The sequence below is a fragment of the Catalinimonas locisalis genome, assembly GCF_038039535.1.
Taxonomy (GTDB): domain Bacteria; phylum Bacteroidota; class Bacteroidia; order Cytophagales; family Cyclobacteriaceae; genus Catalinimonas.
In genome coordinates, this window is the sequence record NZ_JBBPHP010000013.1 from 48,945 (window position 1) to 74,636 (window position 25,692).

The following is a 25,692-nucleotide window of genomic DNA, read 5'->3' on the forward strand; positions in this document are numbered from 1 at the left end:
CAGTATTCATATGCCCATAAAAGTGAAAAAGTTAACATTTCTATTTTTTGTACTGCTATTTACTTTTTCTGCTCAGCTGCAGGCTCAACAGTACCTTGCTGAAGTAGAACCTATCTCCTGGTATCAAAAAGGCTTGGACCTTTTGGACAAGCAGAAGTATAGCGCAGCCCGTGAAGCTTTTGAAGAATACCTGGAAGCTGACCAAGCCAGTGAGAGAGCCGTAGAGGCTGAGTACTATATTGCGTATGCCGCACTGAGGCTATACAATGCCGATGGTGAAGCTAAACTTGCGGAATTTGTCAAAGACCATAGCAGTCATCCTAAAGCAATAAGGGCTAATTATGAACTGGGTAACTTTTATTTTAAGGACGAGAATTACGATAAAGCTATTGAGTATTTTGAAAAGACCGATACTCAGAACCTTACGCAGGAAGAGAGAAACACAAGAAATTTCAAGCTGGCGTATGCCTATTTCACACAGCAAAATTTCTACGAGGCCAAACCTTATTTTGATCAGGTAAAAGCTTCAAGCAGCCCTTTTACCAGTGCAGCCAGCTACTATTCAGGCTATATTGCTTATCAGCAAAGCGACTTTGAAGAGGCTTTAAGGGACCTGAGAAGGGCCGAGCGGGAAGAGTCATATGCCCAGGTAGTTCCTTACCTGATTGCCAATATTTACTACAAGCAGGGAGATTATGCGCAGCTCCAGCGCTATGCTCAGGGTATTTTGGATGATGCAGGAACAAACCGGAACCAGATTAAAAATCTGCCGGATATTATGCTACTGGCGGGTGAAGCTTATTTCATGCAGGGTGATTATGCGAAGGCAGAGCCTTTTTTAAGTGAGTTCGCTACCCTTCGTCGTCCGGAGGCCCCAATGATGTACCGCTTGGCTTTTGCCCAGTACAAAACCGGAAAAGAGCAGCCAGCCATTGACAATTTTAAGCAGATCGCTTCCCGAAAAGACAGTATTGGCCAGTTTTCTTCCTACTATCTGGGATTATTATACGTGAAGCAGGGCAATGAAAAGTTTGCATCTTCTGCTTTTGAAAATGCTGCCAGTATGAGTTTTAGCCCTGAAATTAAAGAACAGGCGATGTTTAAACTGGGTAAAGTACAGGTGGCCTTGGGAGAACATGGCAGAGCCATCCAGACTTTACAAAGTTTCAAACAGAATTATCCAAACAGTGAGCACACTACCGAAGTAAACGATCTGCTGAGTGAAGCTTACCTTAATACCCAAAATTATGCACAGGCCATTGAGTTTATTGAAAGCTTACCCAACAAAACTTTGCAGGTTCGTAAGGCTTATCAGAAAGTGAGTTTTTATGCCGGTACCCAGGCTTTCAACCAGTCAGAATATTATGAGTCGGTGCAGCTATTTGACAAATCTCTCCAATATCCTATTGAACGTGAGCTGGTGGCAGGCGCAAATTTCTGGAAAGGCGAAGCTTACTCAGTAGGTAAGAAGTATGAAGAAGCGATTAATGCATACGCAGCAGTATTCAGAGCTTTGGGAGATGAACGCCGACTAGAAGGCATGAATGAGATGTACTTTCTTAAATCTCGTTACGGAATCGGATATGCCTATTACAATACGCAGGAGTATAGCAAGGCCAGAGAGCATTTTGAAAAGTATGTACAAACTATTGAACAGAAATCTAATGCTAATCCTACTGGAAAGCTCAACTACGAGGATGCGCTCATCCGCTTAGCGGATACCTATTATGTGACAAAAAACTATGCTCAGGCTATTAATACTTACGATAAAGCCATTCGTCAGAATAATCCAGATATTAGCTATGCCTACTACCAGAAAGGAGTAATTCAGGGCATACAGGGAAGAATGAGCGATGCCCGTGCCAGCCTGGATGTCGTGATTGACCGCTATCGTGACTCTCGCTATAGAGACGATGCCATATTCCAGAAAGCACAACTTTATCTGGAAGAAGGAAATTATCAGCAGGCAATCAGTGGCTTTAGCCGACTGCTGGAGTCCAACAGTCAGAGTAATCTGTTGCCGTATGCCTATTTAAGAAGAGCCTTGGCTTATACCAATTTGCAAAAGTACGATCAGGCTTCGGCAGACTACAAGCAGATTATCAAAAACTATACAGATCATACTACCGCAAATTCTGCTCTGCTGGGTTTACAGGAAGTACAATCCCTGGGTGGTGAAAGCGATGATTTCTCAGATTATCTGGCTATTTACAAGAAAGCCAACCCTGAAGATAAAGAGCTGGGAAATATAGAGTTTGAGTCGGCCAAAAATCTGTATTTCACCCAAAAATACCAGCAAGCGATTCCTAGCCTGCAGGAGTTTATCAGTAATAATCCTGATAATGCCAATGTAGGAGAAGCCCGCTATTACATTGCAGAGTCTTATTATCGTTCCGACCAGATTGACAAAGCCCTTGAAGTGTACTACGACATTGCTGATGAAGGTACTTCATCCCGTCTCAACCGCTCAGTACAGAGAATTGCTGAACTGGAAGAAAGCAGAGAAAATTACCGGGCTGCTATTCAATACTATAACCGGCTTGCTGCTTTGGCGGGTAACAAAAGAGAACAATTTAATGCCTGGTCTGGTATGATGACCTCTTACTATGCGCTGGGGCAGAATAACGAGTCGTTGCTAGACTCAGTCAACTACTATGCAGAGCTGATTCTGGAAAAAGGAAACGTTTCGGCAGCGGCAGAGAATATGGCTATGCTCTATCAGGGAAAAGTAGCTTATGAAAAAGAAAACTATGAGAAAGCCATAGACAGCTTTCTGAAAACGCTCAACACCGCCAAAGATGAATATGGAGCTGAAGCGCAGTATTTAATGGCACTGATACAGTATGATCAGGAAAAATATGCTGAGTCTATTGAGACACTGTATGATCTGAACAAAAACTTTTCGTTGTATGAAAACTGGCTGGGGCTTTCATTTCTGTTGATAGCTGAAAACTATATTGCACTGGAGGAAAACTTTCAGGCAAAGGCTACGCTTAACTCGCTCATAGAAAACTCTCCTTTGCCACGTATCAGAGAGCAGGCAGAACAAAAATTGCAGGCTCTGGATAAAATGGAAGCTGATAAAGAAGCTGAAGAACGTAAGCAGGATAGTCTCCAGATAGAAGAGGAAAACCAGATTATCTTGGAAGAAAACGCTTCTGACACTATCAGAAGTGAAGAAAACAGGCCTAAGCAATAAAATTTTAACAAATGTGATTGTTAGTAGGTTGAAAGAGTAGAGACCTATTTTTTAATCTAAATGAATCACATTGATATGAAGTTTTTTGCACATATTTTCTTAGGCTTACTTATTATTAGTATTGCGTCTTGTGTCAAGAGCAAGGAAGAACTTGAAGAAAAAAGTGATGTTGAGTTTGAATCTGATGTAATGGTAGGCAAAGAAGACAGTGATCTGAGAATAGGAGATGGGAACATTTATCAGACCGTGGGAGATAATGAATCTTTAGCCATACTCCACAATGCCTTAAGAGCTACCGGTCTTGACTCTGTATTATCTCAGGATGGACCTTATACGCTTTTCGCACCTTCAGATAATGCTATAGACGAACTTACCCCCAATTATGCAGATGCAGTTCCCGGATCTGTGGAGAGGGAAGAACTGAAAAATATTCTGATGCATCATGTAGTGAAGGGGAGCTATAGCGATACTGAAATTGCCGGAATGAAAGAGTTAGAGCCATTATATGGAGACCCACTTCAAGTAATCAAAGTTGATGGTACAATTACCTTAGATAGTGCAGCTTTGATATTCAGCGATCGTGAAGCCGATAATGGTTACGTTCATATAGTTGACGAAGTGCTTTTCCCTGAGTAAATTGGCCTTTATTACAGATAGGAAAATTTAATCTCATCAGGTGAAAGTAGGGCTTTTCTTTGGGTCATTTAATCCCATCCATATTGGGCATCTTATTATTGCAAATACCATCAGGGGATATGCTAAGCTGGATCAGGTCTGGTTTGTAGTTTCTCCTCAAAACCCATTTAAAAGTGCCAAATCTCTTTTATCTGATGTAGATCGTTTGCGGATGGTAGAGTTGGCTATTGAGGATAACTTTGAGCTTAGAGTTTCCAATGTTGAGTTTAGTATGCCTAAGCCAAGCTATACGGTAGATACGCTGACCTATCTGAAAGACCGTTATCCTCAGCATCATTTCAGCCTGATAGTGGGAAGTGATAACCTGAGCCATTTTCACAAATGGAAAAATTATCAGGAGATTCTCAATCACTACGGAATGATCGTATACCCCAGGCCAAACACTGACGAAAAGAAAGTCAAGGAGCAAATAAAAAACCATCCTAATATCAGGATGGTTAAAGCTCCACTAATTGATATCTCTGCCACTTTTATCCGGGATAGTATCAAAAATGATGTTCCCATCAGATATTTAGTGCATGATAAGGTGGCAGAGTATATCGATGCCAAGAAATTTTATCTCTGAGTACTCAGACGGTCATGATCTCTTTCTCTTTTTCTTCAAATATGCTGTCTATTCTAGCATTATATTTATCAGTAAGCTGCTGAACATTATCTTCCCCTTCCTTTACATCATCTTCAGAAGTACCCTCTTTCAGTAACTTTTTGATAGAATCATTAGCGTCTTTGCGAATATTACGAACACTCACTTTGCCATTCTCAGCTTCATTCTTTGCCTGCTTTACCAGGTTCTTACGCCTTTCTTCAGTGAGCGGAGGAATATTAAGACGCACAATTTCACCATCGTTTTGAGGGTTTAGTCCCAAGTCTGAATTGATGATGGCACGCTCAATTTCGTTGACCATCTTTTTTTCCCAGGGCTTGATCATTACTGTGCGGGCATCAGGCGTAGTAATAGAAGCTACCTGGTTGATAGGAGTATTGTTTCCGTAATATTCCACCATAAGGCCATCCAGCATATTGGGTTGTGCTTTTCCAGCCCTGATTTTTTTGAATTCTCCCCTGACGTGTTCAATGGCTTTTTTCATATTATCTTCCGCCTCGTCAAGGTACATTTGAATCTCTTCAGTCATTGTTCAAAAATTAAATCAACAATAATAGTAGGTATAAATATGATAACTCAGATCAATCTTCAAAAAAAGAGAGGTAAGGCTTTAGTTAATTAAAGTGCCTACCTCATGACCACTCAGTAAGTTGTACAAATTACCCGGTTTATTCATATCAAATACGATGATAGGTAAATTGTTTTCCTGACAGAGGGTGAAGGCAGTCATGTCCATCACATTGAGGCCTTTCTGATACACCTCGGTAAAGGTAATGTTAGAAAAACGTTTGGCGTTGGGATCTTTTTCCGGGTCAGCAGTGTACACCCCGTCAACACGCGTGCCTTTGAGTACCACATCCGCTTCTATCTCAATAGCCCTGAGACTGGCGGTAGAGTCGGTAGTAAAGTAAGGGTTACCAATTCCTGCTCCAAAAATGACCACTCTGCCTTTTTCAAGGTGGCGGACTGCTCTTCGGCGGATAAAGGGCTCACAAACCTGCTCAATCTTAATGCCTGACATCAGGCGGGTATATAAACCGATTTTTTCCAGAGCACTCTGCAACGCCATAGCGTTGATGACGGTGGCAAGCATGCCCATATAATCGCCCTGTACACGGTCCATGCCTGACTTCTCTGCCTGTACGCCTCTGAAAATATTGCCTCCACCAATCACAATAGCAATTTCAACACCTGCATCTTTCACCCTTTTGATTTCTTGGGCATATTGTTGAAGCCTGTCAGAGTCAATACCGTACTGCTGGTTTCCCATGAGCGCTTCACCGCTCAGCTTTAAAAGGATTCTTTTATATTTCATTCAATTGGGTTTTGATGGTCAAATATAGAAATACCAAAAATAAGTTGACAGACAAAACCAATTCGATTTTCAAAAAAGGCATAAGCTGACTTTTTTTAGTAAAGAAATTTATTCAAGTACTACCATCAGTTGATTTTTCTCTACACTCTTTCCGGCTTCCACATGGATTTTTGCGACCTTTCCATCGCCGGGTGACTTGAGTACATTTTCCATTTTCATGGCTTCCAGTGTCAGCAAAGGAGCGCCTTTTGATACTTCATCTCCCTCACTCACATGAAATTGCAGGATAAGTCCGGGCATAGGGGCCAGGATTTCTTTATCTGCAAGCTCATCAGTATCCTGCATACCCATAGCCTCAATCAACTGATCAAAACGATCCTGTAGCTTGATTTTCACTGGTTTACCATTAATCTTTAGCAAAAAATCTTTTTTTGAGTAATCAGCTTTCACCACTTCAATTTTGTAAGAGCGATGCTTATGTAAAAGGTGAAAAATATGATCTGTGAGGGGAGTAAGTTTGTAGGAAAAATCCTGATTGTTGATTAGTGTTTGTTCCGATTTTAGCTCAACTTCGTACTTTTGTTGATCATTAACGTTAGCCTTTAGCAGCATTGCGGTTGTGTCAGGTTTAGATTATGCGTTTAAGATAACATTTCATTCTAATTAATCCATACTTCATGCAGTTTCTTCGTGCTTGTTTGATTATCATATTATTGTCAAATGTTGCCTGTAGGTCTACTCAGCTAGAGGCTCGTAAAGATGGCCCTATGGCTCAGGATTCAGTGCAGCAGGACTCAATCCAAAATAATAATGTTGCACCCCTGGAAAATGAAATTCAGGAAGATGCTGACCCCTACCAGCCTTCTCATACGCGTGAGTTTGACCTTTTACATACCCGGCTTGAGGTAGAACCCAATATCGCAGCTCATACTTTGGATGGTATTGCTACGCTACAACTACGGCCTTATTTCTATCCTAAAGAAAGACTGCTTCTGGATGCCAAAGGATTTGAAATACAAAAGCTAGTACTATGGAAGGATGATCAGGAAAGCCCACTTGAATACGACTATGATGGTTATCAGCTCGCCATTCAATTAGATCGTACTTATAACCGTCAGGAAGATTTTTTCATAAAAATTTATTATACCGCCAGACCGGATGAGATTGAACTAAAGGGAAGCACGGCTATCACCCAGGATAAGGGACTGTATTTTATCGGCACTGATTCCACTCAGCTTGGCCCAAAACCGACACAAGTATGGACACAGGGGGAGACCCAGGCTAACTCCTGCTGGTTCCCTACCATTGATGCACCCAATGAACGTACTACCCAGGAAATGCTCATCACTGTAGATTCAACCTTCAAGACACTTTCTAACGGACTGTTGGTATCATCACAATTTAATGATGACAATACCCGTACAGATTATTGGAAAATGGACCAGCCCCACGCTCCTTATCTGTTTATGATGGCCATTGGTGATTTCGCAGTAGCAGAAGATCAGTGGCAAGACATAAAAGTAAGCTATTATGTAGAGCCTGCTTATGAACCTTTTGCCAGGGATATTTTTGGGCGGACTCCCGAAATGATGGAGTATTTTTCAGAACTATTGGGGGTTGAATATGTCTGGCCAAAATATAGTCAGGTGGTAGTGAGAGATTTTGTGTCAGGAGCTATGGAAAATACCACTGCCTCGGTATTTATGGAAAGCCTTCAGGTAGATGATAGGGAACTTATTGATTACCATTGGGATGACATAATTGCGCATGAGCTTTTCCATCACTGGTTCGGAGACCTGGTAACCTGTGAATCCTGGGCTAACCTGCCTCTCAACGAATCTTTTGCTACTTATTCAGAGTATTTGTGGAGCAACTATAAATATGGTGAAGATGAAGGAGAGTACACCCTTTGGGAACAGGGGCAGAATTATTTTGCTGAAGCTGAGGAGAAACAGGTAGATCTTATACGTTATCGTTATGAAGATCAGGAAGATATGTTTGATCGTCATTCCTATGATAAGGGTAGCCGCATTTTACATATGCTTAGAACCTTTCTGGGAGATGAAGCTTTTTTTACAGCCTTGCACAATTACCTGAACGAGCATGCTTATACATCAGTAGAAGTACATGATTTAAGGTTAGCTTTTGAAGAAGTAAGTGGACAGGATCTTAATTGGTTTTTCAATCAGTGGTTTTTGTCTTCAGGGCACCCCCAACTTCAGGTGAAGCACCTTTACGATAGCGGCAAGCTTAGACTTAACGTACAGCAGGTTCAAAATTTTGAAAAAACACCTCTGTTTACTCTCCCTCTTGAATTGGAAGTTTGGGTAAATAATGAACCTCAAATATTTCCCCTGATGATAGATCAAGCAGAAGAAAGCTGGAGTTTTGATTTAAGTCAGAGACCCGATTTGCTAATCTTAGACCCTCAGGCTGACCTGCTCATGAAAGTTGATCACAATAAAAGCCCGCAGGAATGGACCTACCAGTATCAGCATGCGTCCAACGTAATAAGAAAGATGGAGGCACTGGAAGCTTTGGCACAGGATAGTGTGGGGAGTAAGGCAGCCAATATCTACAAAGAAGCACTTGAGGATGATTTTTGGATGATCAGACAAATGGCATTAAATACCCTTGAATTATTTCCTCAGTATTTGAATGTTGAAGATATAAGCAAAGTATTAAAAATGGCCGGACAGGATAAGAAATCATTAGTAAGAGCAGATGCTATATCCGTATTAGCAGCACTGGATGCAGATAAATACAGGGCAGTTTACCAACAGGGCATGCAGGACAGTTCTTATGCAGTAGTAGGTTCCTCTATTGCTGCCTATACGCTAAGTAATGCAAATGACAAAGCATCAGTTTTTGAACCCTATGAAAAGTATTCTAATTTCAACGTAGTGATAGCGCTAGCCGATTATTATGTAGAAAATCAAATTCAGGACAAATATTCATGGTTTTCGGAGAAGTTTACACAAATAAATGATGAAGCTTTATATTACTTACTTAACTATTTTGCCAGATATTTAATAAATTTGCCAGCGGAAGAACAGCAAAGTGGTATTGAGTTACTTGCAGAATATGCTGAGAAACATCCTAAATATTACATTAGGCTGAATGCTTATCGTTCTTTAAGTTTTTTTGATGATCAGGAGGAAGTGCAGGTATTGAGGCAAAATATCAAGGAAGGAGAAAAAGACCAGCGTTTACGCTCTTTATACGAAAGCATCCCATAGGAGGGGAATTTTTTTTGTTTCTTTTAAAGCAGAAGTTTGAATAAATCAAAAAAGCGTTTACTTTTGCACTTCCATTAGAAACAGAGGGGTTTTAAATTCGTTAAAAAAACTGTTTTTAATCGTTTTTTCACATCATGGGGAGATACCAAAGCGGCCAACTGGGGCAGACTGTAAATCTGTTGTCTTACGACTTCGTAGGTTCGAATCCTGCTCTCCCCACTTGTTTTTAATAGTTATTTTGAATTTTTCTTTCAAAGTAACTGTTTGGTTTGAACTTTAAGCGGGAGTAGCTCAGTTGGTAGAGCGACAGCCTTCCAAGCTGTAGGTCGCGGGTTCGACCCCCGTCTCCCGCTCTCTCTTGTAATGCTTGAGCATTGCTTAAGCCGATGTAGCTCAGGGGTAGAGCGCTTCCTTGGTAAGGACGAGGTCACGGGTTCAAATCCCGTCATTGGCTCAAAAGCTGTGGGTTCATTACCTTTATGACTTAAATTTATTTGAAACTGTAACTTATTTAGAAAATGGCTAAAGCAACCTTTGACCGTTCTAAACCACACTTGAACATTGGTACAATTGGTCACGTCGATCACGGTAAAACAACATTAACTGCAGCGATCACAAAAGTGCTTGCTGACAAGGGTCTTGCTGACCTCCGTGATTTTGCTACGATTGATAATGCTCCTGAAGAAAAAGAAAGAGGTATTACAATCAACACTGCTCACGTAGAGTATCAGACAGAAAACCGTCACTATGCTCACGTTGACTGCCCAGGTCACGCTGACTATGTGAAAAACATGGTTACTGGTGCTGCGCAGATGGATGGAGCTATTTTAGTGGTAGCTGCTACTGACGGCCCTATGCCTCAAACTAGAGAGCATATTCTTTTGGCTCGTCAGGTTGGTGTGCCTGCTATCGTAGTTTTCATGAATAAGGTTGACTTGGTTGATGATCCTGAACTACTTGAGCTAGTTGAGATGGAGATCAGAGAGTTGCTTTCATTCTACGAATTCCCTGGTGATGACATTCCTGTAATCCAAGGTTCTGCTTTGGGTGCGCTGAATGGTGAAGACAAGTGGGTAGAGAAAATTATGGAATTGATGACTGCTGTTGATGAGCATATTCCTCTTCCTGAGCGTCTGATTGACAAGGATTTCTTGATGCCTGTTGAAGACGTGTTCTCTATTACTGGTCGTGGTACTGTTGCTACTGGTAGAATTGAGCGTGGTGTGATCAACTCTGGTGACCCTGTTGAAATCATGGGTATGGGAGCTGAAAACCTTAAGTCTACAATCACTGGTGTTGAGATGTTCCGTAAGATTCTTGACCGTGGAGAAGCAGGTGATAACGTTGGTCTTCTGCTAAGAGGTATTGAAAAAGCGCAGATCAGAAGAGGAATGGTTATCGCTAAGCCTGGTACTGTAACTCCTCACCACAAATTTAAGGCAGAGGTTTATGTGCTGTCTAAAGAAGAAGGTGGTCGTCATACTCCTTTCTTTAAGAAATACCGTCCTCAGTTCTACTTCAGAACTACTGACGTTACTGGAGAGATATCTCTTCCTGAAAACGTAGAGATGGTTATGCCTGGTGATAACGTTTCTATCTCTGTTGAGCTTATCAGTCCTATTGCAATGGACAAAGGCTTAAGATTTGCGATTCGTGAAGGTGGTAGAACTGTTGGTGCAGGTCAGGTTACTGACATCATAGAGTAATTCTATAACATATATTCAGTAAAGGCTTGGCTTCCAGGGAGTACTCTGTAAAGTCAAGTCTTTACACTTATACGGGTGTAGCTCAGCTGGTAGAGCAACGGTCTCCAAAACCGTAGGTCGTGAGTTCGAATCTTACCGCCCGTGCTATAAATTGCTAAAGAGATGAATAATTTAGTTGAGTTTGTCAAAGCTTCCTATGATGAGATGAAGAATAAGGTGACATGGCCGAATTATTCGTCTTTACAAAGAAGCTCTGTCTTGGTGTTGATCGCTTCTCTGATATTTGCCTTGCTAATTGGGGTGATTGATTTGGGGTTTGAAAACACGATGACTTGGTTTTATAACGCGTTTTAAATATGGGTGACTTCAAGTGGTACGTGGTAAGAGCTGTTAGTGGAAAGGAAAGAAAAGTAAAGGAGTACCTGGAGAAAGAAATTGCCATTAACAATCTAGGGGAGCATATCCCTCAGGTACTTATCCCCTCAGAGAAAGTGATGGAGATGAGAAATGGCAAGAAAAGAGTGAGAGAGAGAAACTTTTTTCCTGGTTATATCATGATTTCTGCGGATTTGCAGAAACCAAATGTATATGACACTATCACCAACATCCCCAATGTGATTGGTTTTTTGGGCTCTAATGAAAAAGGAGCTGATAAAACTCCTATACCACTACGTCCAAGTGAGGTCAATAGAATTTTGGGTAAAGTAGAGGATACGGATGAGGACGAAGTTAAGCTGGAAACCCCTTATATGGTAGGCGAAGAGGTGAAAGTGATGGATGGTCCTTTCAGTGGATTTATTGGTAATATTGAAGAGGTTTTTGAAGAGAGAAAGAAACTGAAAGTGATGGTCAAAATTTTCGGAAGAAATACGCCGGTGGAACTTAATTACATGCAAGTAGAGAAATTAGATAATAGTAGCAACAATGGCTAAGCAAATAGTTGGATTTTTAAAGTTACAAATTAGGGGTGGACAAGCTAACCCCTCACCTCCGGTAGGTCCGGCACTTGGTAGTAAAGGCTTGAACATCATGGAGTTCTGCAAGCAATTTAACGGAAGGACTCAGGACAAACAGGGGCAGGTGTTGCCGGTAGTGGTAACCATATTCTCCGACAAATCTTTTGATTTCGTAGTAAAAACTCCCCCTGCAGCTGTGATGCTGTTAGAAGCTGCCAAGCAGAAGAAAGGGTCTGCTGAGCCTAACCGTTCTAAAGTTGGTTCTGTAAGCTGGGATCAGGTTAAAGAAATAGCTGAAACTAAAATGCCTGATCTTAATGCATTTAAAGTTGAATCGGCCATGAAGATGGTTGCGGGTACCGCAAAGAGCATGGGTATCACAGTAAAAGGTAAAGCTCCCTGGGATAATTAATAAAACTGACAAATGGCTAAGTTATCTAAAAAGAAAGCAGATATATTGAAGAAATACGACTTTACGAAGTTGTATTCTCTGGAAGAAGCATCCTCAATGGTAAAAGACATCACCACTACAAGCTTTGATGCTTCTGTAGACTTAGATGTTAACCTTGGAGTAGATCCTCGCAAAGCTGACCAAATGGTTAGAGGTGTAGTAGCCTTACCTCATGGTACTGGTAAAGAAGTAAAGGTGCTAGTCCTTTGTACTCCTGATAAGGAAGAAGAGGCTAAAGAAGCAGGCGCTGATTATGTAGGTCTTGACGATTACATCCAGAAGATTGAAGGCGGATGGACAGATGTAGATGTCATCATCACTATGCCTACCGTAATGGCTAAAGTAGGGCGTTTGGGTAGAGTATTAGGTCCTCGTGGACTAATGCCTAACCCTAAAGCTGGTACAGTTACTATGGATATCGGTAAGGCTGTACAGGAAGTTAAAGGTGGTAAGATTGACTTTAAAGTGGATAAATTCGGAATTATCCATACTAGTGTTGGAAAAGCTTCTTTTGATGCTAAGAGAATTGCTGAAAACGCTAATGAAGTTATTCAGACACTAAGCAGACTTAAACCTGCTTCTACCAAAGGAACATATATTAAAGGAATTTACTTGTCTAGTACGATGAGTAAAGGAATCCAAATTGATAAAAATAGTATAGCTGGATTATAATCATGACTAGAGAAGAAAAAGGTGTCCTGATAGACGAATTAGCTGAAAAGTTAAAAAACACCACTCATTTCTATATAGCCGATACCGGAGGCTTAAGCGTAGCTGAGGTAAATGCTTTTCGTGAAATGTGCTTTAAGAAAGGTGTTGAATACAAAGTTGTAAAAAATACTTTGATCAAAAAGGCGCTGGAGAAACTAGATACAGATTACACTCCTTTTGATGAAGCATTGAAAGGTACTTCAGGAATTATGTTCGCTGAAGTTGGTAATGCTCCGGCCAAGATCATCAAGGATTATAAAAAGAGAGACAAAGAGTTTACCAAGCCAGCTTTTAAAGCTGCTTCTATAGATACTGATTTATTTATAGGAGCTCAGCATCTGGATATGCTAAGCTCACTGAAGTCTAAAGATGAACTTATTGGTGAAATTATCACTTTATTACAATCTCCTGCTACCAATGTTATTTCTGCACTTCAAAGTGGAAAGCATAAGCTGGCAGGTATCGTAAAGACATTGTCCGAAAGAGAAGGATAGTATATTAATTAAGTAGTAAACAAATCAATTTAAATAGCGTTTTAAAATGGCAGACTTGAAAGATTTCGCAGAACAGCTGGTTAACCTTACAGTTAAAGAAGTTAACGAACTTGCTACCATCCTGAAAGAGGAATATGGCATTGAGCCAGCTGCAGCCGCTGCTCCTGTTGCTGTTGCAGGTGGAGGTGGTGAGGCTGCTGCCGAGGAAGAAAAGACTTCATTTGACGTAGTGTTGAAGTCACCCGGCGGTTCTAAATTGGCAGTTGTGAAACTTGTTAAAGAATTAACTGGTTTAGGTCTTAAAGAAGCAAAAGAACTTGTAGACGGTGCACCTAAGCCAATTAAAGAAGGTGTAAGCAAAGACGAGGCTGAAGGACTAAAAAAGCAGCTTGAAGAAGCTGGTGCAGAAGTAGAACTTAAGTAATCATTGAAATATTACTAGATTGCTTTGCAATTAGGCCTGGCCATTCAGTCAGGTCTTTTCCTGTTTGTATATACTTTTAAGTCTAAAGGTTCCTTGCACTTTTCAGGATAGCACCTGCAAGTTTTTGAAAACTACCTTTTTATTCCAAATAAAACCTTAAAAAACTAGAAGGCTTTGGCTAATTTATATAAACCCACTGAGCGCGTCAACTTTGCTTCCATTAAAACTGTACTTGATTATCCTGATTTTTTGGATGTTCAAGTAAAGTCTTTTAAGGATTTTCTGCAAATTGAGACGCCCGCTGAAAGAAGAAGTAATGAGGGGCTGTTCAAAGTATTCTCAGAGAACTTCCCCATTTCAGATTCTCGCGAGAACTTTGTACTGGAATTCATTGATTATGTCATTGACCCTCCCAAATATTCTGTTGATGAGAGTATTGATAGAGGATTGACCTTCTCTGTTCCATTAAAAGCAAAGCTTCGCCTTTCTTGTAATGACGAGGATAACGAAGATTTTGAGACCATTGAACAGGAAGTTTTCTTAGGAAATATTCCTTATATGACCGAGAAAGGCTCTTTCATCATCAATGGTGCTGAAAGAGTAATCGTATCACAATTACATAGATCACCGGGTGTATTCTTCGCTCAAAGTAAGCATACCAATGGTACCAAACTTTATTCTGCCAGAATTATTCCTTTTAAAGGTTCCTGGATAGAGTTTGCTACTGATGTTAATGGTGTAATGTATGCCTACATTGATAGAAAGAAAAAGTTTCCTGTAACTACCCTGCTCCGTGCTATTGGTTATGGAAGTGATAAGGATATACTGGATCTTTTTGGTCTTTCGGAAGAAGTAAAAGCTGAGGAAGCGAGTCTGAAACAATATGTTGGAAGAAAGCTAGCTGCCCGTGTGCTTAGAACATGGACGGAAGACTTTGTAGATGAAGATACTGGTGAAGTAGTTTCTATTGATAGAAATGAAGTGCTTCTGGAAAGAGACTCTGTATTGTCTGAGGAAGATATTGATACTATACTTGAGTCAGGTACTGCCTCTATTATTCTGCACAGAGAGGATGTAAATATCACTGACTATTCTATTATATATAATACCCTTCAGAAGGATAATTCTAACTCTGAGAAAGAAGCAGTTGAGCAGATTTATCGTCAGCTTAGAAATACTGAAGCTCCCGATGAGCAGACAGCTCGTGATATTATTCAGAGTTTATTCTTCAGTGATAAGCGTTACGATCTTGGTGAAGTAGGACGTTATAGAATTAACAAAAAACTGAATCTGGAAATAGATTCAGATGTACGTGTTTTGACTACTGAGGACATCATTAAGATTGTAAAATATCTTATTGGCTTGATCAACTCTCGTGCGGTGGTGGATGACATTGACCACTTAAGTAATAGAAGAGTAAGAACAGTAGGAGAGCAGCTTTATAGTCAGTTTGGTGTAGGTCTTGCGCGTATGGCTCGTACCATCAAAGAAAGAATGAATGTACGTGACAACGAAGACTTCAAACCTGTTGATCTGATCAATGCCCGTACATTGTCGTCAGTAATCAACTCATTCTTTGGTACCAACCAGCTTTCTCAGTTTATGGATCAGACTAACCCATTGGCTGAAGTTACGCATAAGCGCCGTATGTCTGCCTTAGGACCTGGTGGTTTATCACGTGAAAGAGCTGGTTTTGAAGTACGTGACGTACACTATACTCATTACGGCAGATTGTGTACAATTGAAACTCCTGAAGGTCCGAACATTGGCCTGATTTCTTCACTTTGTGTACATGCCAAAGTGAACCATATGGGATTCATTGAAACTCCTTACCGTAAAGTTGAAGAGGGTAAAGTGGATATGAGTGGGGACGTACTTTATTTGACCGCTGAAGAAGAGGATACCCATAACATTGCCCAGGCAAATGCTCCATTAGAAACAAATGGAAAATTTGTAAATGAAACTGTAAAAGCTCGTTACGAAGGTGACTTCCCAGTAGTAGAGCCGAATAATGTTTCTTATATGGACGTTGCGCCCAACCAGATTGTATCAGTAGCGGCTTCAATGATCCCATTCCTGGAACATGATGATGCTAACCGTGCTTTGATGGGATCAAATATGCAGCGTCAGGCAGTACCTTTGCTGAAGCCTGAGGCTCCTATCGTAGGAACCGGCCTTGAAGCAAGAGTAGCATTAGATTCTCGTTCGCTAATATTGGCTGAAGAGGATGGTGAAGTTGAATATGTAGATGGAAAGAAGATTGTCATGCGTTATGACCTTACCGATGAGCAGCGCTTGATTAGCTTTGAGGGTGATCTGAAGACCTATAACCTTACTAAGTTCCGCAGAACCAATCAGGATACCTGCGTAAACTTGAAGCCAATTGTGCTGAAAGGAGAGAGAGTGAAAAAAGGTCAGCCTCTGTGTGAAGGTTATGCGACTGAAAATGGTGAGTTGGCGCTGGGTAGAAATATGATGGTAGCCTTCATGCCCTGGCAGGGATATAACTTTGAGGATGCTATCGTTATTTCAGAAAAGGTAGTAAGAGATGATATCTTTACTTCTCTTCACATTGAAGAGTTTGAACTTGAGGTAAGGGATACCAAAAGAGGAGAAGAAGAATTGACCTCTGAAATTCCAAACGTAAGCGAAGAGGCTGTAAAGAACCTTGATGAAAACGGAATTATCCGCGTAGGAGCAGATGTAAAGGAAGGAGATATTCTAATTGGAAAAATCACGCCTAAAGGTGAAACTGATCCTACTCCTGAAGAAAAACTCTTGAGAGCTATCTTTGGTGATAAAGCAGGTGATGTAAAAGATGCTTCATTGAAAGCTTCTCCTTCACTGCGCGGTGTGGTGATTGATACCAAACTTTTCTCTCGCCCTAAGAAGGATAAGGAACTTCGTGCAAAATCTAAGAAAGAGGTTGAAAACCTAAAGGTGAAATATAAGAAAGACCTTTTAGGCCTGAGAGCTACCATGATCAATAAACTGGTAGGTCTGTTAGAAGGTAAATCTTCTCAGGGTGTAAAACATAAGTTTGGAGATGAAATCATTTCCAAAGGAATGAAGTTCTCTAGAGCGAATATTGAGAACAACCTATTCCCTGAAAAGAACATATATAGAGACGAAAGCAACTATAACGTTCCTGAAGAAGCGAACCTGATTTCGGACTTGATCATTGAAAGCTGGACCGAAGATGAGCATGTAAATCATCTGGTGTTTGAGATGGTTAAAAATTACAATCAGACGCGCAATGAGCTTACGGCTCACTTCAAACGTGAACGTTTTACTTTGGAAGTCGGTGATGAACTTCCTGCGGGAATCGTTCAATTGGCTAAAGTATACGTTGCCAAGAAGCGTAAGCTGAAAGTAGGAGATAAAATGGCAGGTCGGCACGGGAATAAAGGTGTAGTAGCCAAAATTGTACGTGAAGAAGATATGCCGTTTATGGCCGACGGTACTCCGGTAGATATCGTACTTAACCCACTGGGTGTGCCCTCTCGTATGAACCTGGGACAGATTTATGAAACTGTACTAGGCTGGGCAGGACTAAGATTAGGTAGAAAATACAGTACCCCCATCTTTGATGGAGCTACGCTTGACGATGTAGCCAAAGAACTCAAAGATGCCGGACTCCCTGATTTTGGTCGGGCAGAATTGTACGATGGCTTGTCTGGTGAAAAATTTGACCAGAAAGTAACTGTCGGTGTTATTTATATGTTAAAACTCGGACACTTGGTGGATGATAAAATGCACGCGCGTTCTATTGGACCATACTCTCTCATCACACAGCAGCCACTTGGTGGTAAAGCGCAGTTTGGTGGACAGCGTTTTGGTGAGATGGAGGTTTGGGCATTGGAAGCTTTCGGAGCTTCTCACGTTCTCCAGGAAATCCTTACTGTCAAGTCGGATGATGTAGTAGGTAGAGCTAAGGCTTATGAAGCCATTGTAAAGGGTGAAAACCTGCCTAAGCCGAACATTCCTGAGTCGTTTAATGTACTTGTACATGAACTCAGAGGTTTGGCCCTTGAAATTACACTTGACTAAAATATTGAATGCCCCATGCTAAAATGCATGGGCTTTCTTCCATTCATGAAATAAACATTCACCTATGGCATTCAAGAAAAATAGAAAAATCTCTAACGATTTCTCCAATGTGACGATCAGTTTGGCTTCACCTGAGTCAATACTGGAGAGCTCTCATGGTGAGGTAACACAACCTGAAACCATTAATTACAGGACATATAAGCCTGAAATGGGAGGTTTGTTTTGTGAGCGTATCTTCGGTCCTGTAAAAGACTGGGAGTGCCACTGCGGGAAATACAAGAGAATTAGATATAAAGGTATTATTTGTGATAGATGTGGGGTTGAAGTTACTGAGAAAAAAGTGCGCCGTGAAAGGATGGGACACATTGAACTTGTGGTACCTGTGGCTCACATCTGGTATTTCAGGTCATTGCCAAATAAGATAGGTTATCTGCTGGGGCTTCCAACCAAGAAGCTGGATCAGATTATCTATTATGAAAGATATGCTGTAGTTCAGCCAGGTATCAAAGCAGAAGATGGAATCAGCTACTTAGATTTCTTAACTGAAGACGAGTATCTGGATATCATCGACAAACTGCCAGCCGATAACCAGAAACTGGACGATACAGATCCTAATAAGTTTATTGCCAAGATGGGAGCTGAGGCATTGGAGATGCTTTTGGCCCGTCTTGAACTGGATGAACTTTCTTACAGCCTGAGACACCAGGCGCAGACAGATACTTCTCAGCAGCGTAAAGCAGAAGCATTGAAGCGTCTGAAAGTAGTGGAATCTTTCCGTGATGCTAAAACCAGAATTGAAAACCGTCCTGAGTGGATGGTGATCAAAATGGTGCCGGTCATTCCACCTGAATTGCGTCCATTAGTACCTTTGGATGGTGGTAGATTTGCTACTTCTGATTTGAATGACCTCTATCGCAGAGTAATCATCAGAAACAATCGTCTGAAGCGTCTTATTGATATTAAAGCCCCTGAAGTAATTCTTAGAAATGAGAAGCGTATGCTTCAGGAAGCAGTAGATTCGTTATTTGACAATTCACGTAAGGTGAATGCGGTACGCTCTGATGGAAATCGTGCTTTGAAATCTTTGAGTGATATGCTTAAAGGTAAGCAAGGTCGTTTCCGCCAGAACCTGTTAGGTAAGCGTGTTGACTATTCTGGTCGTTCCGTAATTGTAGTAGGACCGGAGTTGAAAATGCACGAGTGCGGCCTGCCAAAAGATATGGCCGCTGAGCTATTCAAGCCGTTTATCATTCGTAAGCTGATTGAGCGGGGTATTGTCAAAACTGTGAAGTCTGCAAAGAAAATTGTAGACCGCAAAGATCCTGTAGTTTGGGATATTCTGGAAAACGTATTGAAAGGACACCCAGTGATGCTGAACCGTGCTCCTACATTGCACCGCTTGGGTATTCAGGCATTCCAGCCCAAATTGATTGAAGGTAAAGCAATTCAGCTACATCCACTGGTATGTACAGCTTTTAACGCTGACTTTGACGGTGACCAGATGGCGGTACACGTTCCTCTGGGACATGAAGCTATTCTGGAAGCTTCTATGTTGATGCTTTCTTCTCACAATATTATGAACCCTGCGAATGGGGCGCCTATTACCGTACCTTCACAAGACATGGTATTGGGTCTTTATTATGTGACTAAAGGAAGAAAGAGCACTGATGAACTTCCTGTAGAAGGAGAAGGAATGACTTTCTACTCTCCTGAGGAAGTAATCATTTCAATCAATGAGAAACGTATCTCTAAACACGCTCACATTAAGGTAAAAGTGAAAGTTAGAGATGAAGAGACTGGCGAATTAAGCGAGCAGATTGTAGACACTGTTGCTGGTCGTGTGATTTTTAATCAGCTGATACCTGAAGAAGTGGGCTATGTTAATGAGCTATTAACAAAGAAAAAGCTTCAGCAGATTATCGCTAAAGTATTTAAGATCGCGGGTGTATCCAGAGCAGCAAAATTCTTAGATGATATTAAAGAGCTCGGTTTCCAGTCTGCATACAAAGGTGGTCTGTCATTTGGATTGGACGATATTGTAGTACCAGAGCAAAAAGATAATCTTGTAGAGCAAGCTAAGAACGAAGTAGATGCTGTGAAGAATAACTACTTCATGGGATTGATTACCGATAATGAAAGATATAATCAGGTAATTGATATCTGGACGAGAGTAAACTCTCAGATCACTGGCGCATTGATGAAGCAGATGGAAGAAGACCGTCAGGGCTTTAACTCCATCTATATGATGATGCACTCAGGAGCGAGAGGTTCTCGTGAGCAGATCAGACAGTTAGGAGGAATGAGAGGACTAATGGCTAAGCCTCAGAAAAACCTTCAGGGATCAGTAGGTGAAATTATTGAAAACCCTATTCTCTCCAACTTTAAAGAAGGCCTGGATGTAATTGAGTACTTTATTTCTACACACGGTGCTCGTAAAGGTCTGGCTGATACTGCATTGAAAACAGCAGATGCAGGTTACCTGACCCGTCGTCTGGTAGATGTTGCGCAAGATGTAGTGATTCGTGACTTTGACTGTGGTACGGTTAGAGGACTTCGCGTGGCTGCTTTGAAAGACAATGAAGAAATTGTTGAGCCACTATCAGAGAGAATTCTTGGTCGTGTATCGGTTAACGATGAATTTGACCCTGTTACCAATGAGCTGTTGGTTAAATCCGGTGATGAAATCACGGAAGAAATTGCCCAACGCATTGATAATAGTGGTATAGATGAAATGGAGATTCGCTCACCATTGACCTGCGAAACCCGTCATGGTATCTGCTCTAAATGTTATGGTAGAAACCTGGCATCCGGACAGATGGTACAGATAGGGGAAGCAGTCGGAGTAATTGCAGCGCAATCTATCGGAGAGCCAGGTACTCAGCTTACCCTAAGAACATTCCACGTAGGTGGTACGGCTTCAAATATTGCAGTAGATGCAATGATCAAGTCAAAATTTGATGGTATCGTTGAGTACGAAGAGATCAAATACCTAAAAACCACTGATGAGGAAGGTGAAGAAAAAACAGTGGTGATGGGTAGGTCCGGCGAGATCAAAATCGTAGACGAAAAGAGCGGAAAAGTTTTCTCCAGCAATAACGTACCTTACGGTTCATTCCTTAAGGTAAAAGATGGCGAGAAAGTGAAAAAAGGTCAGGAGCTTTGTAATTGGGATCCCTACAACGCAGTAATACTTTCAGAGTATGAAGGCACAGTAGATTTTGAGTCTATTGAGCAAGGTATCACTTATAAAGAAGAGTTTGATGAGCATACCGGACACAGAGAGAAAGTAATTACTGAAACGAAGGACAAAACCAAAAACCCGGCAATACTTATCAATCCTACTAAGAAGTCAGAACTTGATGAGCCTAAAGCTTACAATATTCCGGTAGGAGCTCACTTGGCGGTAGATAAAGGTGACTCTGTAAGAGCGGGTCAGGTTTTAGTGAAGATTCCTCGTATGATGAGTAAGTCAAGAGATATTACTGGTGGTCTTCCTAGAGTAACTGAACTTTTTGAAGCACGTAATCCTTCTAACCCTGCTGTAGTTAGTGCCATTAACGGGGCAGTAACTTATGGCGGTGTGAAAAGAGGTAATCGTGAGATATTTATTGAGTCTAAAGATGGAGTGAAGAAGAGATACCTTGTGCCTCTTTCTAAACACATCCTGGTACAAGATAATGACTACGTGAAAGCCGGTATGGCACTTTCTGATGGAGCAATCACTCCTGCTGACATCTTATCAATCAAAGGACCGACAGCTGTACAGGAATATTTGGTAGATGAGATTCAGGAAGTATATCGCCTGCAAGGGGTTAAGATCAATGACAAGCATATTGAAGTGATCGTAAGCCAGATGATGCAGAAGGTAGAAATAGAAGATGAAGGTGATACCAGTTTCCTAAGAAGACAAGTAGTAGATAAATTTAGCTTCCGCGAAGAAAATGACTCTATTCTTGATAAGAAGGTGGTACTGGATGTGGGTGATTCTACAAAACTGAAGCCGGGAATGATTATTACCCAACGCCAGTTGAGAGATGAAAACTCATCACTGAAGCGTCAGGATAAAAAGACAGTTCAGGTGAGAGATGCTGAGCCCGCGTTGGCAAAGCCTACACTTCAGGGTATTACGCAGTCATCATTAGGAACGGAAAGCTTCTTGTCAGCAGCATCTTTCCAGGAAACTACGAAGGTGCTCAGCGAAGCTTCAATCCGTGGAAAGCGAGACGAACTGAAAGGATTGAAAGAAAACATTATTGTTGGACATCCTATTCCTGCAGGTACTGGTATTCGCGACTACAATAAAATCATTGTTCACTCTAAAGAAGAGTATGAACAACTTAAATCTTCTCGTGAAGGAAGAAAAGAAGAGAATGTAAGCACAATGGAAACTAACAGTTAATCCATGGCTGAAGAACACAAAGAAGAAAAAAGCACCAATAAGCGTAACCAGATTAGCATTGAGCTTTCAGAAGAAATGGCTGAAGGGGAGTATGCTAATCTGGCTACCATAGCTCATTCAAATAGCGAATTTGTGATTGACTTCATCCGGTTGATGCCGGGTACTCCCAAGGCAAAGGTGAAGTCAAGAATTATCGTTACGCCTGAGCATGCTAAGAGATTACTATTAGCCCTCAAAGATAATATTGACAAATTTGAGGAAGCTTTTGGTCCTGTTAAGCAAAACAACGATGCCCCTAAGTTTCCCATAAATTTTGGGGGGACGGTTGGTGAAGCTTAATCTCAAAATCAAAGAATTCAATTTGTTTTACATTAACATTATCCGTAACTTTGCACCTTAATTTGCAAAAGCAGTACGTAAACGTAAGAAATTAATGCCCACTATACAGCAATTAGTAAGGAAAGGAAGGAAAAAATTGACTTCCAAGTCAAAGTCTCCTGCGCTGGATGCTTGTCCTCAGAGACGTGGTGTATGTACAAGAGTATATACTACTACTCCTAAGAAACCTAACTCGGCTATGCGAAAAGTAGCCAGGGTAAGGCTTACCAACGGGAGAGAGGTGAATGCTTATATTCCTGGTGAAGGTCACAACCTTCAGGAGCACTCTATTGTATTGATCCGTGGTGGAAGGGTAAAAGACTTACCAGGGGTAAGATATCACATCATTAGAGGGGCTCTGGATACCGCCGGAGTAAACGGTAGGCTGCAGGCAAGATCTAAGTATGGAGCAAAAAGACCGAAAAAATAATCCGCTATGAGGAAGACAAAACCTAAGAAGAGGTATGTATTACCTGATCCTAAATTTAAAGATACACAGGTAACCCGCTTTGTAAACTATCTGATGGTAGATGGTAAGAAGAGTGTGGCATATACTATTTTCTACGATGCAATAAAAATTGTAGAAGAGCGAACTAATGAGAACGGATTAGAGGTTTGGAAGAAAGCACTAAGTAATATTACGCCATCTGTAGAAGTAAAGAGTAGAAGGGTTGGTGGTGCTACTTTTCAGGTTCCTCTGGAAGTACGTCCTTCAAGGAAAGTCTCTTTGGGTATCAAATGGATGATTCGCTACGCAAGATTACGTGGTGAAAAAACTATGGCTCAAAGATTGGCTGGTGAGATTGTGGCAGCATCCAAAGGTGAAGGTGCAGCTGTGAAGAAAAAAGATGATACTCACAGAATGGCAGAAGCAAATAAAGCGTTCTCACACTTTAAGTTTTAAGAAATGGCAAAGAGAGACTTACGATTTTTACGTAATATAGGCATCATGGCGCACATTGATGCCGGAAAAACGACAACTACTGAGCGTATCTTGTTTTACACCGGATTGACTCACAAGATTGGTGAGGTGCATGAAGGTGCAGCTACGATGGACTGGATGGAGCAGGAGCAGGAGCGAGGTATTACTATTACCTCAGCTGCAACTACTACTTTCTGGAAATATCCTACCGAGCAAGGCCAGCCAGTAGATGAAACCAAAGATTATAGAGTAAATATAATAGATACTCCCGGTCACGTTGACTTTACCGTAGAGGTAGAGCGTTCATTGCGTGTATTGGACGGAGCTATAGCATTATTCTGTGCTGTATCTGGAGTTGAACCACAGTCGGAAACGGTTTGGAGACAGGCAGATAAGTACAGAGTGCCTAGGATCTGTTTTGTAAACAAAATGGACCGTGCAGGTGCTGACTTCTTCAATGTAGTCAAAGAAATTCAAGATAAGCTTAAGGCAAAGCCAGTGCCTTTGCAGATTCCTATTGGAGCTGAAGATACTTTTAAAGGTGTAATTGACCTGATAGTAAATAAAGCAATCATCTGGGATGAAGAAAATTTTGGTATGACATACAAATATATGGACATACCAGAAGACTTACAGGAAACTGCGAACGAATGGCGTCAGAATTTAATTGAGGCGGTTGCTGAATATGATGACACTCTGCTGGAAAAATTCTTTGATGACCCTGATTCTATTTCGGTAGATGAGATCATGGAAGCTGTACGTAAAGCTGTGATTGATATGTCATTCTCTCCAGTGTTGTGTGGTTCAGCATTCAAAAATAAAGGAGTTCAGGCACTGCTAGACGCAGTTTGTGAATATTTGCCTTCTCCATTGGATATGCCTCCGGTAATTGGACATGATCCTGATGATGAAGAGAAAAAAATAACTCGTAAGCCTGATCCGGATGAGCCTTTCTCAGCATTGGCTTTCAAGATTGCGACTGATCCTTATGTGGGTCGTTTAGCTTTCTTCCGTGTATACTCAGGTAAGCTTGACGCTGGTTCTTATATCCATAATATGAGAACTGATAAGAAAGAGCGTATATCACGACTTCTACAAATGCATGCGAATAAGCAGAATCAGATTCAGGCAGTAGAAGCTGGAGACATAGCTGCTGGTGTTGGATTTAAGGACATCAAAACAGGAGATACTCTTACTGACGAAAAGCATAAAATTGTTCTTGAGTCTATGTCTTTCCCTGAGCCGGTAATTGGCTATGCTATAGAGCCAAGGTCTCAGGAAGATGTGGATAAGCTGGGAATGGCAGTGGCAAAACTGGTAGAAGAAGATCCTACACTACAGGTAAATACTGATCATGAAACTGGTCAGACTATCCTGAGAGGAATGGGAGAGCTTCACCTTGATATCATCATTGACCGTCTAAAGAGAGAGTTTAAAGTTGAAATTAATCAGGGAGCTCCTCAGGTAGCTTATAAAGAGGCCATTACTGCTACTGTAGACCACAAAGAAGTATATAAGAAGCAGTCTGGTGGTAAAGGTAAGTTTGCTGATATCGTATTTGAAATCGGACCTAGAGAGGATGAGAAGCCTGGGCTTGAATTTGAAAATGCAATTGTAGGAGGTAAAATTCCTAAAGAATTTATTCCTGCAGTTCAGAAAGGATTTGAATCTGCTATGGCAAATGGTCCTTTGGCTGGCTATCCAATTGAGTCAATGAGAGTGAAACTGTACGATGGATCATTTCACGATGTAGACTCAGATTCATTGTCCTTTGAGATGGCTGCAAGGTTAGGATATAAAGTGGCTGCTAAAAAAGCTAAGCCAACCTTATTGGAACCTATAATGGCAGTAGAAGTAGTATGTCCAGAAGAGTATACCGGACCTGTGACTGGTGACCTTAACAAAAGAAGAGGTCTCATGAAAGGTATGGATTCTAAAGGAGGAGGTCAGATCTTAAAAGCAGATGTGCCTTTATCTGAACTTTTTGGATACATTACTGATTTAAGAACTATCTCATCAGGAAGAGCAGTAGCAAGTCTTACTTTCTCTCACTATGATCCTGTGCCTACTAATATAGCAGAAACAATCATAGCGAAAGCAAACGGTGAAGCAGTAAAAAGTTAGAAACTATTCTGAGTATATAAATAT

The 25,692-nt window shown here is 41.2% G+C and carries 20 protein-coding genes and 4 tRNA genes; 21 read left to right on the forward strand and 3 right to left on the reverse strand.

From position 1 onward, the window contains the following. Nucleotides 1–22 precede the first annotated feature (22 nt). The 3 genes from WJR50_RS16940 to nadD all read left to right on the forward strand — a co-directional run bounded on the left by WJR50_RS16940 (nucleotide 23) and on the right by nadD (nucleotide 4,460). Entirely contained in the window at nucleotides 23–3,199 is a 3,177-nt protein-coding gene (locus tag WJR50_RS16940; protein ID WP_341294497.1) for a tetratricopeptide repeat protein, read from the forward strand. Nucleotides 3,200–3,274: 75 nt separating this feature from the next. Continuing rightward, nucleotides 3,275–3,835, forward strand: coding sequence for a fasciclin domain-containing protein (locus WJR50_RS16945; protein WP_341294498.1), 561 nt, complete (start codon nucleotides 3,275–3,277; stop codon nucleotides 3,833–3,835). Nucleotides 3,836–3,875: 40 nt separating this feature from the next. Next, nucleotides 3,876–4,460, forward strand: coding sequence for a nicotinate (nicotinamide) nucleotide adenylyltransferase (nadD, locus tag WJR50_RS16950; RefSeq protein WP_341294499.1), 585 nt, complete (start codon nucleotides 3,876–3,878; stop codon nucleotides 4,458–4,460). A gap of 4 nt (nucleotides 4,461–4,464) precedes the next feature. On the opposite strand, the gene frr is transcribed toward nadD, so the two are convergent. The 3 genes from frr to WJR50_RS16965 form a co-directional block, all read right to left on the reverse strand. Next, nucleotides 4,465–5,028 carry a ribosome recycling factor gene (frr, locus tag WJR50_RS16955; RefSeq protein WP_341294500.1) on the reverse strand — a complete coding sequence of 188 codons (564 nt, stop codon included), beginning with the start codon at nucleotides 5,026–5,028 and terminating at the stop codon, nucleotides 4,465–4,467. A gap of 81 nt (nucleotides 5,029–5,109) precedes the next feature. After that, on the reverse strand, nucleotides 5,110–5,814 hold the full coding sequence (gene pyrH / locus WJR50_RS16960; protein ID WP_341294501.1) for a UMP kinase: 705 nt from the start codon (nucleotides 5,812–5,814) through the stop codon (nucleotides 5,110–5,112). 108 nt (nucleotides 5,815–5,922) lie between these two features. After that, nucleotides 5,923–6,426, reverse strand: coding sequence for an acyl-CoA carboxylase biotin carboxyl carrier protein subunit (locus WJR50_RS16965; protein ID WP_341294502.1), 504 nt, complete (start codon nucleotides 6,424–6,426; stop codon nucleotides 5,923–5,925). Between the two features lie 65 nt (nucleotides 6,427–6,491). Here WJR50_RS16965 and WJR50_RS16970 point away from each other — a divergent pair, with 65 nt between their 5' ends. The 18 genes from WJR50_RS16970 to fusA all read left to right on the forward strand — a co-directional run bounded on the left by WJR50_RS16970 (nucleotide 6,492) and on the right by fusA (nucleotide 25,668). Then, nucleotides 6,492–9,053: a M1 family aminopeptidase gene (locus WJR50_RS16970; RefSeq protein ID WP_341294503.1), complete on the forward strand. Its 2,562-nt coding sequence runs from the start codon at nucleotides 6,492–6,494 to the stop codon at nucleotides 9,051–9,053. Nucleotides 9,054–9,189: 136 nt separating this feature from the next. Continuing rightward, nucleotides 9,190–9,272, forward strand: a tRNA-Tyr gene (locus WJR50_RS16975). Between the two features lie 61 nt (nucleotides 9,273–9,333). Further along, nucleotides 9,334–9,406 (forward strand) — tRNA-Gly (locus WJR50_RS16980). 29 nt (nucleotides 9,407–9,435) lie between these two features. Then, nucleotides 9,436–9,507 (forward strand) — tRNA-Thr (locus WJR50_RS16985). A gap of 64 nt (nucleotides 9,508–9,571) precedes the next feature. After that, the gene (gene tuf / locus WJR50_RS16990; protein ID WP_341294504.1) at nucleotides 9,572–10,759 is read left to right on the forward strand and encodes an elongation factor Tu; all 1,188 of its coding nucleotides are present in this window, start codon (nucleotides 9,572–9,574) and stop codon (nucleotides 10,757–10,759) included. Nucleotides 10,760–10,830: 71 nt separating this feature from the next. Further along, nucleotides 10,831–10,903: transfer RNA gene (locus WJR50_RS16995), tRNA-Trp, on the forward strand. Between the two features lie 18 nt (nucleotides 10,904–10,921). Then, nucleotides 10,922–11,113, forward strand: a complete 192-nt coding sequence (gene secE, locus WJR50_RS17000; protein ID WP_341294505.1) for a preprotein translocase subunit SecE — start codon at nucleotides 10,922–10,924, stop codon at nucleotides 11,111–11,113. 2 nt (nucleotides 11,114–11,115) lie between these two features. After that, nucleotides 11,116–11,691, forward strand: a complete 576-nt coding sequence (gene nusG / locus WJR50_RS17005) for a transcription termination/antitermination protein NusG (RefSeq protein ID WP_341294506.1) — start codon at nucleotides 11,116–11,118, stop codon at nucleotides 11,689–11,691. Then, nucleotides 11,684–12,127 (forward strand): 50S ribosomal protein L11, encoded by a 444-nt coding sequence (rplK, locus tag WJR50_RS17010; RefSeq protein WP_341294507.1) that lies wholly within the window; start codon nucleotides 11,684–11,686, stop codon nucleotides 12,125–12,127. Before nusG ends, rplK begins: the two co-directional genes overlap by 8 nt. A gap of 12 nt (nucleotides 12,128–12,139) precedes the next feature. Further along, nucleotides 12,140–12,838, forward strand: coding sequence for a 50S ribosomal protein L1 (gene rplA, locus WJR50_RS17015; protein WP_341294508.1), 699 nt, complete (start codon nucleotides 12,140–12,142; stop codon nucleotides 12,836–12,838). 2 nt (nucleotides 12,839–12,840) lie between these two features. Continuing rightward, a complete protein-coding gene (gene rplJ / locus WJR50_RS17020) occupies nucleotides 12,841–13,371 on the forward strand; it encodes a 50S ribosomal protein L10 (protein ID WP_341294509.1) in 531 nt (176 codons plus the stop codon). A 46-nt stretch (nucleotides 13,372–13,417) separates the two neighbouring features. Beyond that, the gene (gene rplL / locus WJR50_RS17025; protein WP_341294510.1) at nucleotides 13,418–13,795 is read left to right on the forward strand and encodes a 50S ribosomal protein L7/L12; all 378 of its coding nucleotides are present in this window, start codon (nucleotides 13,418–13,420) and stop codon (nucleotides 13,793–13,795) included. A gap of 174 nt (nucleotides 13,796–13,969) precedes the next feature. Then, entirely contained in the window at nucleotides 13,970–17,845 is a 3,876-nt protein-coding gene (rpoB, locus tag WJR50_RS17030; RefSeq protein WP_341294511.1) for a DNA-directed RNA polymerase subunit beta, read from the forward strand. A gap of 64 nt (nucleotides 17,846–17,909) precedes the next feature. Continuing rightward, nucleotides 17,910–22,244 carry a DNA-directed RNA polymerase subunit beta' gene (rpoC, locus tag WJR50_RS17035; RefSeq protein WP_341294512.1) on the forward strand — a complete coding sequence of 1,445 codons (4,335 nt, stop codon included), beginning with the start codon at nucleotides 17,910–17,912 and terminating at the stop codon, nucleotides 22,242–22,244. A gap of 3 nt (nucleotides 22,245–22,247) precedes the next feature. Continuing rightward, on the forward strand, nucleotides 22,248–22,583 hold the full coding sequence (locus WJR50_RS17040) for a DUF3467 domain-containing protein (RefSeq protein WP_341294513.1): 336 nt from the start codon (nucleotides 22,248–22,250) through the stop codon (nucleotides 22,581–22,583). Between the two features lie 94 nt (nucleotides 22,584–22,677). Then, the gene (gene rpsL / locus WJR50_RS17045; protein ID WP_277477503.1) at nucleotides 22,678–23,052 is read left to right on the forward strand and encodes a 30S ribosomal protein S12; all 375 of its coding nucleotides are present in this window, start codon (nucleotides 22,678–22,680) and stop codon (nucleotides 23,050–23,052) included. Between the two features lie 6 nt (nucleotides 23,053–23,058). Then, complete coding sequence (rpsG, locus tag WJR50_RS17050; protein WP_341294514.1) at nucleotides 23,059–23,526, forward strand: 30S ribosomal protein S7; 468 nt, start codon at nucleotides 23,059–23,061, stop codon at nucleotides 23,524–23,526. 3 nt (nucleotides 23,527–23,529) lie between these two features. Continuing rightward, on the forward strand, nucleotides 23,530–25,668 hold the full coding sequence (fusA, locus tag WJR50_RS17055; protein ID WP_341294515.1) for an elongation factor G: 2,139 nt from the start codon (nucleotides 23,530–23,532) through the stop codon (nucleotides 25,666–25,668). The last annotated feature ends 24 nt before the right edge of the window (nucleotides 25,669–25,692 follow it).

Coding starts and splice junctions, on each gene's coding strand:
- WJR50_RS16945 (WP_341294498.1), top strand. CDS start 3,275: ATGAAGTTTTTTGCACATATTTTCTTAGGCTTACTTATTATTAGTATT.
- frr (WP_341294500.1), bottom strand. CDS start 5,028: ATGACTGAAGAGATTCAAATGTACCTTGACGAGGCGGAAGATAATATG.
- pyrH (WP_341294501.1), bottom strand. CDS start 5,814: ATGAAATATAAAAGAATCCTTTTAAAGCTGAGCGGTGAAGCGCTCATG.
- WJR50_RS16965 (WP_341294502.1), bottom strand. CDS start 6,426: ATGCTGCTAAAGGCTAACGTTAATGATCAACAAAAGTACGAAGTTGAG.
- WJR50_RS16970 (WP_341294503.1), top strand. CDS start 6,492: ATGCAGTTTCTTCGTGCTTGTTTGATTATCATATTATTGTCAAATGTT.
- tuf (WP_341294504.1), top strand. CDS start 9,572: ATGGCTAAAGCAACCTTTGACCGTTCTAAACCACACTTGAACATTGGT.
- secE (WP_341294505.1), top strand. CDS start 10,922: ATGAATAATTTAGTTGAGTTTGTCAAAGCTTCCTATGATGAGATGAAG.
- nusG (WP_341294506.1), top strand. CDS start 11,116: ATGGGTGACTTCAAGTGGTACGTGGTAAGAGCTGTTAGTGGAAAGGAA.
- rplK (WP_341294507.1), top strand. CDS start 11,684: ATGGCTAAGCAAATAGTTGGATTTTTAAAGTTACAAATTAGGGGTGGA.
- rplA (WP_341294508.1), top strand. CDS start 12,140: ATGGCTAAGTTATCTAAAAAGAAAGCAGATATATTGAAGAAATACGAC.
- rplJ (WP_341294509.1), top strand. CDS start 12,841: ATGACTAGAGAAGAAAAAGGTGTCCTGATAGACGAATTAGCTGAAAAG.
- rplL (WP_341294510.1), top strand. CDS start 13,418: ATGGCAGACTTGAAAGATTTCGCAGAACAGCTGGTTAACCTTACAGTT.
- rpoC (WP_341294512.1), top strand. CDS start 17,910: ATGGCATTCAAGAAAAATAGAAAAATCTCTAACGATTTCTCCAATGTG.
- WJR50_RS17040 (WP_341294513.1), top strand. CDS start 22,248: ATGGCTGAAGAACACAAAGAAGAAAAAAGCACCAATAAGCGTAACCAG.
- rpsL (WP_277477503.1), top strand. CDS start 22,678: ATGCCCACTATACAGCAATTAGTAAGGAAAGGAAGGAAAAAATTGACT.
- rpsG (WP_341294514.1), top strand. CDS start 23,059: ATGAGGAAGACAAAACCTAAGAAGAGGTATGTATTACCTGATCCTAAA.
- fusA (WP_341294515.1), top strand. CDS start 23,530: ATGGCAAAGAGAGACTTACGATTTTTACGTAATATAGGCATCATGGCG.